Source organism: Streptomyces sp. KMM 9044 (assembly GCF_024701375.2).
Taxonomy (GTDB): Bacteria; Actinomycetota; Actinomycetes; order Streptomycetales; family Streptomycetaceae; genus Streptomyces.
On sequence record NZ_CP113910.1, the window covers coordinates 6,837,872 to 6,850,549 of the forward strand.

Annotated in this window: 15 protein-coding genes and 1 pseudogene; 8 read left to right on the forward strand and 8 right to left on the reverse strand. The window is 69.8% G+C overall.

What is annotated here, in order from left to right:
* Positions 1–9 precede the first annotated feature (9 nt).
* The gene (locus tag HUV60_RS30590; RefSeq protein WP_257853271.1) at positions 10–438 is read right to left on the reverse strand and encodes a PPOX class F420-dependent oxidoreductase; all 429 of its coding nucleotides are present in this window, start codon (positions 436–438) and stop codon (positions 10–12) included.
* An 88-nt stretch (positions 439–526) separates the two neighbouring features.
* Here HUV60_RS30590 and HUV60_RS30595 point away from each other — a divergent pair, with 88 nt between their 5' ends.
* Together HUV60_RS30595 and HUV60_RS30600 are read left to right on the forward strand one after the other, a co-directional pair.
* The gene (locus tag HUV60_RS30595) at positions 527–940 is read left to right on the forward strand and encodes a roadblock/LC7 domain-containing protein (protein WP_257853272.1); all 414 of its coding nucleotides are present in this window, start codon (positions 527–529) and stop codon (positions 938–940) included.
* A gap of 125 nt (positions 941–1,065) precedes the next feature.
* Entirely contained in the window at positions 1,066–2,139 is a 1,074-nt protein-coding gene (locus tag HUV60_RS30600; RefSeq protein ID WP_257853273.1) for a DUF6397 family protein, read from the forward strand.
* Here HUV60_RS30600 and HUV60_RS30605 read toward each other — a convergent pair.
* Both HUV60_RS30605 and HUV60_RS30610 read right to left on the reverse strand, forming a co-directional pair.
* Positions 2,032–2,898 (reverse strand): acyl-CoA thioesterase, encoded by an 867-nt coding sequence (locus tag HUV60_RS30605; RefSeq protein WP_257853274.1) that lies wholly within the window; start codon positions 2,896–2,898, stop codon positions 2,032–2,034. The genes HUV60_RS30600 and HUV60_RS30605 overlap by 108 nt on opposite strands.
* A gap of 19 nt (positions 2,899–2,917) precedes the next feature.
* A complete protein-coding gene (locus tag HUV60_RS30610) occupies positions 2,918–5,431 on the reverse strand; it encodes a DEAD/DEAH box helicase (protein ID WP_257853275.1) in 2,514 nt (837 codons plus the stop codon).
* A gap of 145 nt (positions 5,432–5,576) precedes the next feature.
* Between HUV60_RS30610 and HUV60_RS30615 the strand changes: the two genes are divergently transcribed.
* Positions 5,577–6,371: a metal-dependent hydrolase gene (locus HUV60_RS30615; RefSeq protein ID WP_257853276.1), complete on the forward strand. Its 795-nt coding sequence runs from the start codon at positions 5,577–5,579 to the stop codon at positions 6,369–6,371.
* A 65-nt stretch (positions 6,372–6,436) separates the two neighbouring features.
* On the opposite strand, the gene HUV60_RS30620 is transcribed toward HUV60_RS30615, so the two are convergent.
* Positions 6,437–6,691: a type B 50S ribosomal protein L31 gene (locus HUV60_RS30620; protein ID WP_257853277.1), complete on the reverse strand. Its 255-nt coding sequence runs from the start codon at positions 6,689–6,691 to the stop codon at positions 6,437–6,439.
* 161 nt (positions 6,692–6,852) lie between these two features.
* Positions 6,853–7,323 carry a DUF5709 domain-containing protein gene (locus HUV60_RS30625; RefSeq protein WP_257853278.1) on the reverse strand — a complete coding sequence of 157 codons (471 nt, stop codon included), beginning with the start codon at positions 7,321–7,323 and terminating at the stop codon, positions 6,853–6,855.
* A 463-nt stretch (positions 7,324–7,786) separates the two neighbouring features.
* On the opposite strand from HUV60_RS30625, the pseudogene HUV60_RS30630 reads away from it, so the two are divergent.
* A pseudogene (locus HUV60_RS30630) lies at positions 7,787–7,870 on the forward strand (ArsR family transcriptional regulator); the annotation flags it as partial.
* Between the two features lie 226 nt (positions 7,871–8,096).
* Here the strand turns inward: HUV60_RS30630 and trxA are convergent.
* The 3 genes from trxA to HUV60_RS30645 are packed head-to-tail and all read right to left on the reverse strand — an operon-like array spanning position 8,097 to position 9,846.
* Positions 8,097–8,420, reverse strand: coding sequence for a thioredoxin (gene trxA / locus HUV60_RS30635; protein WP_257853279.1), 324 nt, complete (start codon positions 8,418–8,420; stop codon positions 8,097–8,099).
* 35 nt (positions 8,421–8,455) lie between these two features.
* The gene (trxB, locus tag HUV60_RS30640; RefSeq protein ID WP_257853280.1) at positions 8,456–9,436 is read right to left on the reverse strand and encodes a thioredoxin-disulfide reductase; all 981 of its coding nucleotides are present in this window, start codon (positions 9,434–9,436) and stop codon (positions 8,456–8,458) included.
* Positions 9,433–9,846: an arsenate reductase ArsC gene (locus HUV60_RS30645; RefSeq protein ID WP_257853281.1), complete on the reverse strand. Its 414-nt coding sequence runs from the start codon at positions 9,844–9,846 to the stop codon at positions 9,433–9,435. The genes trxB and HUV60_RS30645 overlap by 4 nt, the downstream gene beginning before the upstream one ends.
* A gap of 92 nt (positions 9,847–9,938) precedes the next feature.
* Between HUV60_RS30645 and HUV60_RS30650 the strand changes: the two genes are divergently transcribed.
* The 4 genes from HUV60_RS30650 to HUV60_RS30665 are packed head-to-tail and all read left to right on the forward strand — an operon-like array spanning position 9,939 to position 12,605.
* Positions 9,939–10,247 carry an ArsR/SmtB family transcription factor gene (locus tag HUV60_RS30650; RefSeq protein ID WP_257853282.1) on the forward strand — a complete coding sequence of 103 codons (309 nt, stop codon included), beginning with the start codon at positions 9,939–9,941 and terminating at the stop codon, positions 10,245–10,247.
* A complete protein-coding gene (gene arsB, locus HUV60_RS30655) occupies positions 10,244–11,350 on the forward strand; it encodes an ACR3 family arsenite efflux transporter (RefSeq protein WP_257853283.1) in 1,107 nt (368 codons plus the stop codon). Before HUV60_RS30650 ends, arsB begins: the two co-directional genes overlap by 4 nt.
* Positions 11,350–11,544 carry a hypothetical protein gene (locus HUV60_RS30660; protein ID WP_257853285.1) on the forward strand — a complete coding sequence of 65 codons (195 nt, stop codon included), beginning with the start codon at positions 11,350–11,352 and terminating at the stop codon, positions 11,542–11,544. The genes arsB and HUV60_RS30660 overlap by 1 nt, the downstream gene beginning before the upstream one ends.
* The gene (locus tag HUV60_RS30665) at positions 11,541–12,605 is read left to right on the forward strand and encodes an ArsO family NAD(P)H-dependent flavin-containing monooxygenase (protein WP_257853286.1); all 1,065 of its coding nucleotides are present in this window, start codon (positions 11,541–11,543) and stop codon (positions 12,603–12,605) included. The genes HUV60_RS30660 and HUV60_RS30665 overlap by 4 nt, the downstream gene beginning before the upstream one ends.
* The last annotated feature ends 73 nt before the right edge of the window (positions 12,606–12,678 follow it).

Consider the following 12,678-nt stretch of genomic DNA (forward strand, 5'->3'; position numbering starts at 1 on the left):
TCCCGGCGGTCAGTCCGCGACGTTCTTCTCCGCCAGGACCTTCTCGACGGTGACACGGACGAGGAGTTCGCCCGGTACGCCGTTGCGCTCCCCGAACTCCTCGGCGCGGTCCTCGCCCATGTAGCGTGCGGCGATCCGTGTGGCCCAGGGGACCAGGTCCCCGGCGTCCCCGGAGATCCGCGCCCGGCCCCGCAGTACCACGAAGGCGAACGGCGGCCGGTCGTCGTCCACGCACAGGGCGACCCGCCCGTCACGGGCCAAATTGTGTCCTTTCACCGTCGCCCCGCCGGTGTTGAACACGATGTCGTCCCCGTCGAGCACGAACCAGATCGGTGCCACGTGCGGACTGCCGTCGGCGCACACGGTGGAAAGCTTGGCGGTCCGGGTTCCGTACGAGACGAACTCCCGCCATTCCTCGTCGGTCATCCTCTGTCCCATGGCTCCTATCCTCCTTGTCCGGTGCCCGGTCGTGGGGAAGGCTGGCGGAGGAACCTGTACAGGGCAGAGCAAGGGGGAGATTCGCGGCATGACACAAAACCGGGGACTCGACTGGCTGCTGGACGACCTGACCCAGAGAGTCGAGGAGGTACGGCACGCACTGGTCCTGTCCAACGACGGACTGGTGACCGGGAGAAGCACGGGGCTGCGAAGCGAGGACGCGGAGTACTTAGCCGCCGTGTCGTCCGGACTGCACAGTCTGGCCAGGGGCTCCGGACAGCATTTCGGCGCGGGCGGGATGCGCCAGACGATGATCGAGTTCGACGACGCGGTGCTCTTCGTCACCGCGGCCGGCACCGGCAGCTGCCTGTGCGTGCTCAGTGGGGCCGAGGCCGACATCGGCCGGATCGCGTACGAAATGACCCTGCTGGTCAACCGGGTCGGTGAGCATCTGGACGTGGACGCACGCCGGCCGGAACCCGAGGACCCCACAGGCGGCTGAGACGCACGGTCGTCGACTCCGCGGAGTTATCCACAGGCTTGTCACGAAGAGTGACGAACCGGATACGGTTTTCTCCGGGCGGCGCATCCGGCGTCGGCCGTACGCACTCCAGGGGGAAGACGAGCATGCCCGAAAACACCGCCACACACGATGTCACGACCGTCGGTTCCTGGGTCACGCCAGGCCGTGCGGCACGGGAACTCGGCCTCAGGCCGGGCGAGTTCGACCCTGCTGTGGACCTAGGCCGGATCCGCGTCACCTCCGGTGAGCGGGGCACCGGCCGCCGCGTCGACCGTGGCGAACTCCAACGGCTCCAGGCCCGTCCAGATCATCCGGAGGCCCTGCGGGAGAGCGTCAGGACCGTGGGCACCACAGAGGGCGCGCTGCTCATGGGGGTGACGAAGGACCGGTTCACGCGCCTGGCCCGGCTGGGACTGCTGGTCCCCACGAGGTTCTGCCTCAACCGCTGCCGTGCCGTGGTCTGGTTCTATCTCGACGAGGAGCTAAGGCGGTTCACGGCGGACGAGAAGAACACCATGCTGCTGAGGGGCCGCACGCCCGACAATCTCAAGGCACAGCTCGACAGCGGCCTCGACCTGCGGGCCCGCGACGGGCGCACCCGCCGTCTGGCCGTTCTGCTCCGAAGGGCCACCGACCCCTGGTCACGCGCCGGAGCCCTCTCCCTGCTCGGCCCGCCGCACGTCGCCGAGATGGTCGGGGACCCCTACGAGCGTTCCCACCTCAGCCGGTTCTGCCCCGCGCGGCCCTCCCGCGGCGCCCCGGGCTCACCAGTCGCCGTCCTCGTGGAGACCCTCGTGACCGCCCAGGACCCCGACGAGATCGCCTGGCTCCAGGTGGACCTGGCACGGCTGCTGGCACAGGCCCGCGAACACCGGCCGACGCCCCGCCCGGCTTCCGCCCCCCACCGCTCCGCACCGGCGGGGCCGACGTCCCGGCAGCCGGAGCGCCCACGCGGGGTGTTCCGTGAGCTGCTCGCCCGGTGGCGCGGCAGAGAACGAGGACCGGGAGCCCGGCGACGACTGCCCCACCGGCCCGCCTGCCCCGCCGGCCTGGGTGATCCGCCCCGCGATCTACAGGGCCCGGAACAGTCCTTCCTGAACGACGGACACCAGCATCCGCCCCTCACGGTCGTAGATCCGCCCCCGGGCCAGACCGCGCCCGCCCACGGCGATCGGTGACTCCTGGTCGTACAGGAACCACTCGTCCGCGCGGAACGGGCGGTGGAACCACATCGCGTGGTCGAGTGACGCCATGTCGAAGCCACGCGGACCCCACAGAGGTTCCACCGGGAGCCGGACGGCGTCCAGCAGCGTCATGTCACTGGCGTAGGTCAGGGCGCAGGTGTGCACCAGCGGATCGTCGCCGAGCGGGCCCACCGCGCGCATCCACACGGCGCTGCGCGGTTCGGCGTCCTTGACGTCGTCCGGGTCCCAGCGCAGCCGGTCCGCGTAGCGGATGTCGAAGGGCTGACGGCGGGCCATCCGCTCCAACTGCTCCGGCAACTCGCCCAGATGTTCGCGGATCTCCTCCGTGACCGTCGGCAGCGACTCCGGATCCGCGACCTCGCGGGCCGGCGGCAGCTGGTGCTCGAAACTCCCCTGTTCAGGCTTGTGGAAGGAGGCGGTGAGAGTGAAGATCGTGCGGCCCTGCTGCACGGCGGTGACCCGGCGGGTCGTGAACGACCGGCCGTCCCGCACCCGTTCGACCTGGTACACGATCGGAACCCCGGGCCGGCCGGGGCGCAGGAAGTACGCGTGCAGCGAGTGCACGGGGCGGTCGCCCTCCGTGGTACGGCCCGCGGCGACGAGCGCCTGGCCGGCCACCTGGCCCCCGAAGACCCGCTGCAGCGACTCCTGCGGACTGCGGCCACGGAAAATGTCGACCTCGATCTGCTCCAGGTCGAGCAGGGCGACGAGGCTCTCGGTCGGGTTCGGCATGGGCACATTGCTCCTGTGTTCACAGCTGGCCGACATCGGTGACCCGGACGACCGCGCGGCCCTCCGCGTCGGAGGCGGTGAGGTCGACCTGGGCGCTGACCCCCCAGTCGTGGTCGCCGTTCGGGTCGTCGAAGATCTGCCGGACCCGCCACAGCCCGTTGTCCGGCTCCTCGTCGATCAGCAGCAGCTTGGGACCGCGGGCGTCGGGGCCGGTGCCGAGTTCCTCGTACTCGTCCCAGTACCTGTCCAAGGCCTCGCCCCAGGCGCCGGCGTCCCAGCCGGCCTCGGCGTCCAGCTCGCCCAGCGCGTCCACCTGGTCCAGAGCGGCCAGTTCGACACGGCGGAACATGGCGTTGCGGACCAGGACACGGAAGGCGCGCGCGTTGGCGGTGACCGGCTTGACCTGGTCGGCCTTCTCCTGGGCCTCCTCGGCGGTCATCTCCGCGGGGTTGGCCAACTGCTCCCACTCATCCAGCAGACTCGAGTCGACCTGACGCACCACCTCGCCCAGCCAGGCGATCAGATCCTGGAGGTCCTCGGACTTCAGGTCGTCCGGGACGGTGTGCTCCAGGGCCTTGTAGGCGCTGGCCAGGTACCGCAGCACGATGCCCTCGGTCCGGGCCAGCTCGTAATGGGACACCAACTCGGTGAAGGACATGGCCCGCTCGTACATGTCCCGCACCACGGACTTCGGAGACAGCGGATGGTCACCGACCCACGGATGGCTCTTGCGGTAGGTGTCGTACGCGTGGAAGAGCAGCTCCTCCAACGGCTTCGGGTACGTGATGTCCTGGAGGCGCTCCATGCGCTCCTCGTACTCGACGCCGTCCGCCTTCATCAGGGCGACCGCCTCGCCGCGCGCCTTGTTCTGCTGTGCGGCGAGGATCTGGCGCGGGTCGTCCAGCGTGGACTCCACCACGGACACCATGTCGAGCGCGTAGGACGGCGACTCGGGGTCCAGCAGCTCGAACGCGGCCAGCGCGAAGGTGGACAGCGGCTGGTTCAGCGCGAAGTCCTGCTGCAGATCCACGGTGAGCCGGACGATCCGCCCCTCGGCATCCGGACTGTCCAGCTTCTCGACGATGCCGCCGTCCAGCAGCGAGCGGTAGATGGCGATCGCCCGCCGGATGTGCCGGAGCTGCTGTTTGCGCGGCTCGTGGTTGTCCTCGAGGAGGTGCCGCATCGCCTCGAAGGCGTTGCCGGGCCGGGCGATCACCGACAGCAACATCGTGTGCGTCACCCGGAAACGGGAGGTCAGCGGCTCGGGATCGGAACCGATGAGCTTCTCGAAGGTCTGCTCCGACCAGGCGACGAACCGCTCCGGCGCCTTCTTGCGGACCACCTTGCGGCGCTTCTTCGGGTCGTCGCCCGCCTTGGCCAGCGCCTTCTCGTTCTCGACGACGTGCTCGGGGGCCTGCGCGACGACGAACCCCTCGGTGTCGAAGCCGGCCCGTCCGGCCCGGCCCGCGATCTGGTGGAACTCGCGGGCCCGCAGCGTGCGCACCCGGTTCCCGTCGTACTTGGTCAGGGCGGTGAACAGCACCGTGCGGATCGGGACGTTGACCCCCACGCCCAGCGTGTCCGTACCGCAGATAACCTTCAGCAGACCGGCCTGTGCCAGCTTCTCCACCAGCCGCCGGTACTTGGGCAGCATGCCGGCGTGGTGTACACCGATGCCGTGCCGCACGTAACGGGACAGGTTGCGGCCGAACTTGGTGGTGAAGCGGAAGTTGCCGATCAGGTCGGCGATCTTTTCCTTCTCCTCGCGCGTGCACATGTTGATGCTCATCAGCGCCTGCGTCCGCTCCACCGCCTGGGCCTGCGTGAAGTGCACGATGTAGACCGGTGCCTGCCGGGCCGCCAGCAGGTCCGTGAGCGTTTCGGTGAGCGGCGTGTAGCGGTACTCGTAGGACAGAGGGACCGGCCGGGTCGCCGAACGGACCACCGACGTGGGGCGGCCGGTGCGGCGGGCGAGGTCCTTCTCGAAGAAGGAGACGTCGCCGAGCGTCGCCGACATCAGCACGAACTGCACCTGCGGCAGTTCCAGCAGCGGGATCTGCCAGGCCCAGCCCCGGTCCTGCTCCGCGTAGAAGTGGAACTCGTCCATGACGACCTGGCCGACGTCGGCGTTCCTGCCGTCGCGCAGCGCGATCGACGCCAGCACCTCGGCGGTGCAGCAGATGACCGGGGCATCGGCGTTTACGGACGCGTCGCCGGTCAGCATGCCGACGTTCTCCGTGCCGAAGACCTTGCACAGTTCGAAGAACTTCTCCGAGACCAGAGCCTTGATCGGCGCGGTGTAGAAAGTGACCTCGTCCCGCGCCAGCGCGGCGAAGTGCGCGGCGGCCGCGATCATGCTCTTGCCCGAGCCGGTGGGAGTCGAGACGATCACGTTCGCCCCGGAGACCACCTCGATCAGCGCCTCCTCCTGGTGGGGATAGAGCGTGAGACCGCGTTCCACGGACCATGACTCGAAGGCTTCGTACAGGGCGTCGGGGTCGGCGGTCGGCGGCAGCTGATCGATGAGGGTCACGCACCCATCTTGCCTGCAGCCGGGCCTCGCGCGGGAATCGGATTCGGCCACGAAGATCGCGAACGCTACGCTGTGTCGCCGAAGGGGCGGCAGCGCACCTGGTCAACCGGACAGCGGCACAGAAAGAACAGGGCGGGCAACGGGGATGATGGGACCAGCACACTCACTGTCGGGTGCCGCGGCATGGCTCGGGGTGGGCGCGGCGACGACCGCCGCGGGGAAGCCGATGCCGTGGCCGGTGCTTCTGATCGGCGCGCTGATATGCGCCGGTGCCGCCCTCGCCCCGGATCTGGACCACAAGGCGGCGACGATCTCGCGGTCCTTCGGGCCGGTGTCCCGGGGGCTGTGCGAGATCGTCGACAAGCTCTCGTACGCCGTCTACAAGGCCACCCGCAAACCGGGCGACCCGCGCCGCTCCGGCGGCCACCGCACCCTCACCCACACGTGGCTGTGGGCGGCCCTGATCGGAGGGGGCGCGTCCGTCCTGGCGATCACGGGCGGCCGGTGGGCGGTGCTGGCGATCCTCTTCGTCCACATGGTGCTGGCCATCGAGGGCCTGCTGTGGCGGGCGACCCGGGGAGCCAGCAGCGATGTCCTGGTCTGGCTGCTCGCCGCGACCAGTGCCTGGATCCTCGCGGGCATTCTGGACGAGCCGGGCAACGGTGCCGCATGGCTGTTCACGGAACCCGGCCAGGAGTACCTGTGGCTGGGGCTGCCGATAGTCCTGGGCGCGCTGGTGCACGACATCGGCGACGCCCTGACCATCTCCGGTTGCCCGATCCTGTGGCCCATACCGGTGGGCCGCAAGCGCTGGTACCCCCTCGGGCCGCCGAAGGCGATGCGGTTCCGGGCGGGCAGCTGGGTGGAGATCAAGGTGCTGATGCCAGGGTTCATGCTGCTCGGCGGTGTGGGCTGTGCGGTCGCGCTCAACGTGGTCTGAGGCGCGGACGAAGGAGCCGTGCCCCTCACCCGGCCGCCGGTGACCCGGTGGTCGCCGTCATCGGCTCAACCGGAGCTCTCAGCGCCGTAGCGGCGCTCGAAGCGGGCGACGCGTCCTTCGGTGTCCACGGCCCGTGCCTTTCCCGTGTAAAAGGGGTGGCTCTCCGAGGAGATCTCCACCTCCACGACCGGATAGGTCTCGCCGTCGTCCCACTCGATCGTCTGCTCACTGGTCGCTGTGGACCGGGTCAGGAACGCGTATCCGGCAGCCCGGTCGCGGAAGACGACGGGGTGGTAGTCGGGGTGCTTGTCCTGCTGCATGGAGGCTCCTCGTGCGAGGTGGGCGATGCGCGCGGCGCGCGCGGTGTGTATCGACCCCGTCGGCCCGGACGACCGAAACGGCCCGGGAGAACCGGACCACCGGCACCGTCCGGACGGCCGCATCCGGCCCTGCGGACCGTCACGGCCGGGAAACAGTGGTGTCAGCCGGGCAGGTTGTCCTCGTCGACGACATGCATGGCGGCCTCCTCGGCCGAGGCCGCCGCCCCGTCGATGCCGACGTCCGTGGCTACCAGAGCGGTCTCCTCGTCCCCGTGGGCCCCTTCGTCGGGAGCCACGAGCCGGCCGGAGCGCGCGGTGCCGACCTCGTTGTCCAGGAGCTCGCCGTCGGTGCTCTCGCTGTCGCCGAGGCCGTCACCGTCAAAGGCGACGGGATCGGGCAGTTCCTCGGCGAGCCGCTGGTCCAGGGTCTCGCCCGCCCTGCGCTCCGACGCGGTCACCCCGCGGTGCTCCACGGCCCATGGCCGCTCCGGAGGGGACCAGCCCCGGTCGAGCGGATCGTCGACGCCGTCGTTCTCGAGAGTGTCCTCGGCGTCGAGTAGTCCGGTGTCGTCCTGGACCTCGGATCCATCGGGCTGGTAGACATCGTCTCCCCAACCGTCGGCTCTGTTCACGGGGACCTCCAGAGGTGGGGACGGGCCCGTTCCCGCCGTGGCCCGCTACGGGCCGCGCCTGCACGGGGCACTGGCATCACCCGCGCCCCGGTTCTCCGGAACCCTGGGCGTCCCCCGAGCCGGTGCCTGATTCCACCCTTCCATCCCGGTTCGGCTGTGCGCAACGGCACGGCCCGTACCCGGCGGCGCCCGGTGACGGACAGAGCACACGGTGAATCCGTACCCGGGCCCGTCTCACACCGCACCTGGGGGCCGGCCGACCGGGCACGGCCCACCACATCGTCCCCCGCGCCGCGGAGGAAGCGGGCGGGACCACGGCTGAGACCTGTAGCCCCGGCCTCGCATACCTTGCTCATCGAGCGGGACGAGGCCGAGCGTCTGGCCCTCGTGCTCAAGGCCATCGCCGACCCCACCCGGCTGCAGATCTCCCGCGTCATCGAGCACACGCCAACCGGCGAAGCCTGTGTGCGACCTCGCCGACTGTCTGGGCTTCCGGCAGCCGACCGTGAGCCATCACTTGAAGATCATGACCGAGGCGGGCCTGCTGGACCGCGAACGCCGCAGCACCTGGTCGTGGTACTCGGTGAACTACGACGGGCTGAACAGGGTGCGCGCGATCCTGGATCCGGCGGCCGGCGGCCGGCGGCCGGCGGCGTGGCGACTCGGGCTCCCGCCAGGGTTCAGCCCCGATACCGCAGGTCCGGATCTCTTCGGGTGCCGATCTGCGGCGCAAGGGCCGGCCCTGTGCGGAGCCGGTCCCTCGCTGTCGCTCCTCAGCCGAGGTGGTCGGCCAGCTCCCGCTCCAGTGCGGCTCTCGCCTTGGCGCCGACGATCGTCTGGACGACTTCGCCGCCCTTGTAGACGTTCATGGTCGGGATGGACATCACGCCGTACCTGGCGGCGGTCTCCGGGTTCTCGTCGATGTTGAGCTTGACGATCTCGATCCTGTCACCGTGCTCGGCCGCGATCGCCTCCAGGGAGGGGGCGAGCTGGCGGCAGGGGCCGCACCAGGCCGCCCAGAAGTCGACGAGGACAGGCTTGTCGCTCCCCAGGACGTCCTGGTCGAAGGAGTCGTCGGTGACGTTCTTGAGTGCCATGAGAGTCTCCTCGTACGGGGTGGGGCGGGTCGCCGTCAGGCGACCGCGACGGCCTCGGCCGTCACGGACACGTCGGTCAGGGCTGCGAGATACCGCTCGGTGTCCAGGGCGGCGGCACAACCGGAGCCGGCCGCGGTGATGGCCTGGCGATAGGTGTGGTCGACCACGTCGCCTGCGCCGAAGACACCCGGGATGTTCGTACGTGTCGACGGGGCCCCGACCTTCAGATAGCCCTCGGAGTCGAGGTCCAGTTGGCCCTTGAAGAGTTCGGTGCGAGGGTCGTGGCCGATCGCGATGAACAGGCCGGTCGCGGCCAGCTCGCGCGTCTCGCCGGTCAGGGTGTCGCGCAGCGTCACGCCGGACAGCATGCCGTTCTCCTCCTGAAGCCCGGCGACCTCGCTGTCGAAGGCGAAGGAGATCTTGTTGTCGGAGAAGGCGCGGTTCTGCATGACCTGGGAGGCGCGCAGCGCGGAGCGACGGTGTACGACGGTCACCGACCTGGCGAAGCGGGTGAGGAAGGTGGCCTCCTCCATCGCGGTGTCTCCGCCGCCGACGACCGCGATGTCGCGGTCGCGGAAGAAGAAACCGTCGCAGGTGGCGCACCAGGACACACCCCGCCCGGACAACTCGTCCTCCTTGGGCAGGCCGAGCTTGCGATGGCCGGAGCCGGTGGCGACGATCACCGTCTTCGCGCGGTGGACGGTCCCGGCGGTGTCGGTGACGGTCTTGATGTCACCGGTCAGGTCGACGGCGACGATGTCGTCGTCGATCATTTCGGCGCCGAACTTCCCGGCCTGGGCCCGCATGTTCTCCACGAGCTCGGGGCCCTGGACGCCGCTGGGGAAGCCCGGGAAGTTCTCGACCTCGGTCGTGGTCGTCAGGGAGCCGCCGACGAAGATCGCGCCGCCGAAGACGAGGGGGCCGAGGTCGGCGCGGGCGGTGTAGAGCGCCGCGGTGTAGCCCGCGGGGCCCGAGCCGATGATGACGACGTCGCGGACGTCCGTGGCGGTGCTCATACCTGCGGCTCCGGCGCGATCTCCTTGATCAGGCCCTCGACCAGTACCCTGATCTCGTCGCGGATCGGACGGACGGCCTCGACGCCCTGGCCGGCCGGATCCTCCAGCTGCCAGTCCAGGTACCGCTTGCCGGGGAAGACGGGGCAGGTGTCGCCACAGCCCATGGTGATGCAGACGTCGGACTCCCTGACCGCGTCCACGGTGAGCATCTTCGGCACCTCGGCGGAAATGTCGATGCCGACCTCGCGCATGGCCTCGACGGCGGCGGGGTTGACATTGCCGCCCGGGTTGGAACCGGCGGAACGGACCTCGACGCGGTCCCCGGCCAGGTGGGTCAGCCACGCGGCGGCCATCTGCGAGCGGCCGGCGTTGTGGACACAGACGAACAGCACGGAAGGCTTGTCGGACATCAGGAGGTCTCTCTTGTCTCACGACGGAATCAGGTGCGAATGACTTCAGCACCCGATGGTGTCAGCCACCACTGATGTGAGAGTATCAGTCCATGATGACGTCAGTCGATACTGACCTGATCCGGGTTCTGGCGGACCCGCTCAGGCTTCGAATCGTGACCCTGCTCGCCAAAGAGACGCTGTGCACCAGCCACCTGGTGGAGGAGACCGGTGCGCGGCAGACGAACCTCTCCAACCATCTGAGAGTCCTGCGCGAGGCGGGTGTCGTCGAGACGGAGCCGTGCGGCCGCTACACGTACTACAAGGTCCGGCCGGACGTCATCGCCTCGCTCGCCGGTCAGTTCGCCGACTTGGCGGAGTCCGCCCGCAATGCCGCCGACAACAAGAGGGCCTGTCCGTGACCCGTACCGAAGCACCCGCGACCACCGAGGAGTCCTCCGTCGTCGCGAAGCTGCCGACGCTCGACCGCTTCCTCGCCGTCTGGATCCTCATCGCCATGGCCGTCGGGCTCGGCCTGGGCAGGGCCGTCCCGGGCCTGAACGACACCCTTGCCAAGGTCGAGATCGGCGGCATCTCCCTGCCGATCGCCGTCGGCCTGCTGATCATGATGTACCCGGTCCTGGCCAAGGTCCGCTACGACAAACTCGACGCCGTCACGGGCGACCGCAGGCTCATGGCCTCGTCGTTGGTGATCAACTGGATCGTCGGCCCGGCGGTGATGTTCGCGCTGGCGTGGATCTTCCTTCCGGACCTGCCCGAGTACCGCACCGGCCTGATCATCGTCGGTCTCGCCCGCTGCATCGCCATGGTCATCATCTGGAACGACCTCGCCTGCGGCGACCGCGAGGCGGCGGCCGTCCTGGTCGCGTTGAACTCGGTCTTCCAGGTGGTGGCGTTCGGTCTGCTGGGCTGGCTCTACCTCGACCTGCTGCCCGGCTGGCTGGGCCTGGGGGACGGCGAGCATCTGGACATCTCGATGTGGAAGATCGCCCTGAACGTCGTCATCTTCCTCGGCGTCCCGCTGCTGGCCGGCTTCCTCACCCGCCGCCTGGGCGAGAAGAAGCTCGGCCGTGAGAAGTACGAATCCGACTTCCTGCCGAAGATCGGCCCGTGGGCGCTGTACGGTCTGCTCTTCACGATCGTCATCCTCTTCGCCCTGCAGGGGAAGACGATCACCTCCCAGCCCCTCGACGTCGTGCGCATCGCGCTGCCGCTGCTGGTGTACTTCGCCGTGATGTGGGCCGGGACCTTCCTGCTGGGCAAGGCGATCGGCCTGGCCTACGACCGCACCACCACCCTCGCCTTCACGGCCGCGGGCAACAACTTCGAGCTGGCCATCGCCGTGGCCATCGCCACCTTCGGCGTGACTTCCGGCCAGGCCCTCTCCGGCGTCGTAGGACCACTCATCGAGGTGCCGGTTCTGATCGGCCTCGTCTATGTGTCCCTGGCCTGGCGCAAGAAGTTCGCCCCGTCCGCTCTGACCACTGAGGGAAGGGACCACTGATGTACCGCCTGGGCCGCCGCGCACAGGGGACGACCGGCACGGCCGCCGGCGTCCGCCACGAGCACGCGCCCGTCGCGAACCGTGGCGCGCGCGGGGGAGCCGTGCGCGGGGTACCCCGCCTCGGAGGAGCAGACGAGGTCATGGCCCGCACCGTACGGTGCACCCCGCGCGAGGCGGCGGCGCAGGCGGTATGACACAGCACGCCGATGTGGTGGTGATCGGCGGCGGCCAGGCAGGGCTCGCCGCCGGCTACCACCTGCGCCGCCAGGGCCTGGACTTCGTCGTCCTCGACGCCCAGGCCACTCCTGGCGGGGCCTGGCAGCACACCTGGAACTCGCTGCACCTGTTCTCACCGGCCGTCTTCTCCTCCCTCCCCGGCCGCCTCATGCCGACGCAGCCGGGCGAGGAGTACCCCGACGCCGGACACGTGGTGGCGTACTTGAGCGACTACGAGAAGCGGTACGAACTTCCGGTGCAGCGGCCGGTCCAGGTGCTCGGTGTGCACGACGACGGACGGCTGCTGAGAGTGGAGAGCGACTCCGGCACCTGGCACGCACGCGCGGTGATCAGCGCGACCGGTACCTGGTGGCGCCCCTTCCTCCCCGCCGTCCCGGGCCGCGGGGACTTCGAGGGCCGGCAACTGCACGCCGTCTCCTACCGGAGGCCGCAGGACTTCGCGGGCCGCCGTGTGATCGTCGTCGGGGGCGGCAACTCGGGTGCGCAGATCGCCGCGGACCTCGCGTACGACACCGAGCCGACCTGGGTGACCCGGCGTCCGCCCCGCTTCCTCGCCGACGACATCGACGGCCGTGTCCTGTTCGACGCGGCCACCGCCCGCCGCCGCGCCCTCGACGAAGGCCGCACCGACACCGGAGGCGTCGCCTCGCTCGGTGACATCGTCGCCGTACCACCGGTGCGTGAGGCCCGGGACGCCGGACTGCTCATCACAGCGCCCATGTTCGTCCGTCTCGACCGCGACGGAGTCGTCTGGGCCGACGGCACGCGGGCGCCCGCCGACGCGGTGCTCTGGTGCACCGGCTTCCGGCCGGCCCTCTCACACCTGGCACCTCTGGGCCTGCGCGGCCCGCGCGGCCACATCGCCACCCGTGGCACCTGCTCCGTGGAGGAACCTCGCCTGCACCTCCTCGGTTACGGCGACTGGACGGGACCTGCCTCCGCCACGCTCATCGGCGTCGGACGGCCGGCTCGCGACGCGGCCCGCGAGATCTCCGGGCTCCTCGACGTCCAAGGATGACCCACCCGACGTCGGCCCAACGTGTTGATCACCATGCTGGCCGAGCAGGACGGCCGGCGTCCGCGCTGGGCGA

Excerpts from the sequence above, each read along its gene's own strand:
- HUV60_RS30605 (WP_257853274.1), bottom strand. The coding sequence starts at position 2,898 with ATGCCGAACCCGACCGAGAGCCTCGTCGCCCTGCTCGACCTGGAGCAG.
- HUV60_RS30650 (WP_257853282.1), top strand. The coding sequence starts at position 9,939 with ATGATGACGTCAGTCGATACTGACCTGATCCGGGTTCTGGCGGACCCG.
- HUV60_RS30620 (WP_257853277.1), bottom strand. The coding sequence starts at position 6,691 with ATGCAGCAGGACAAGCACCCCGACTACCACCCCGTCGTCTTCCGCGAC.
- HUV60_RS30615 (WP_257853276.1), top strand. The coding sequence starts at position 5,577 with ATGATGGGACCAGCACACTCACTGTCGGGTGCCGCGGCATGGCTCGGG.
- HUV60_RS30590 (WP_257853271.1), bottom strand. The coding sequence starts at position 438 with ATGGGACAGAGGATGACCGACGAGGAATGGCGGGAGTTCGTCTCGTAC.
- HUV60_RS30595 (WP_257853272.1), top strand. The coding sequence starts at position 527 with ATGACACAAAACCGGGGACTCGACTGGCTGCTGGACGACCTGACCCAG.
- trxB (WP_257853280.1), bottom strand. The coding sequence starts at position 9,436 with ATGAGCACCGCCACGGACGTCCGCGACGTCGTCATCATCGGCTCGGGC.
- HUV60_RS30660 (WP_257853285.1), top strand. The coding sequence starts at position 11,350 with ATGTACCGCCTGGGCCGCCGCGCACAGGGGACGACCGGCACGGCCGCC.
- HUV60_RS30665 (WP_257853286.1), top strand. The coding sequence starts at position 11,541 with ATGACACAGCACGCCGATGTGGTGGTGATCGGCGGCGGCCAGGCAGGG.
- HUV60_RS30645 (WP_257853281.1), bottom strand. The coding sequence starts at position 9,846 with ATGTCCGACAAGCCTTCCGTGCTGTTCGTCTGTGTCCACAACGCCGGC.
- HUV60_RS30600 (WP_257853273.1), top strand. The coding sequence starts at position 1,066 with ATGCCCGAAAACACCGCCACACACGATGTCACGACCGTCGGTTCCTGG.
- trxA (WP_257853279.1), bottom strand. The coding sequence starts at position 8,420 with ATGGCACTCAAGAACGTCACCGACGACTCCTTCGACCAGGACGTCCTG.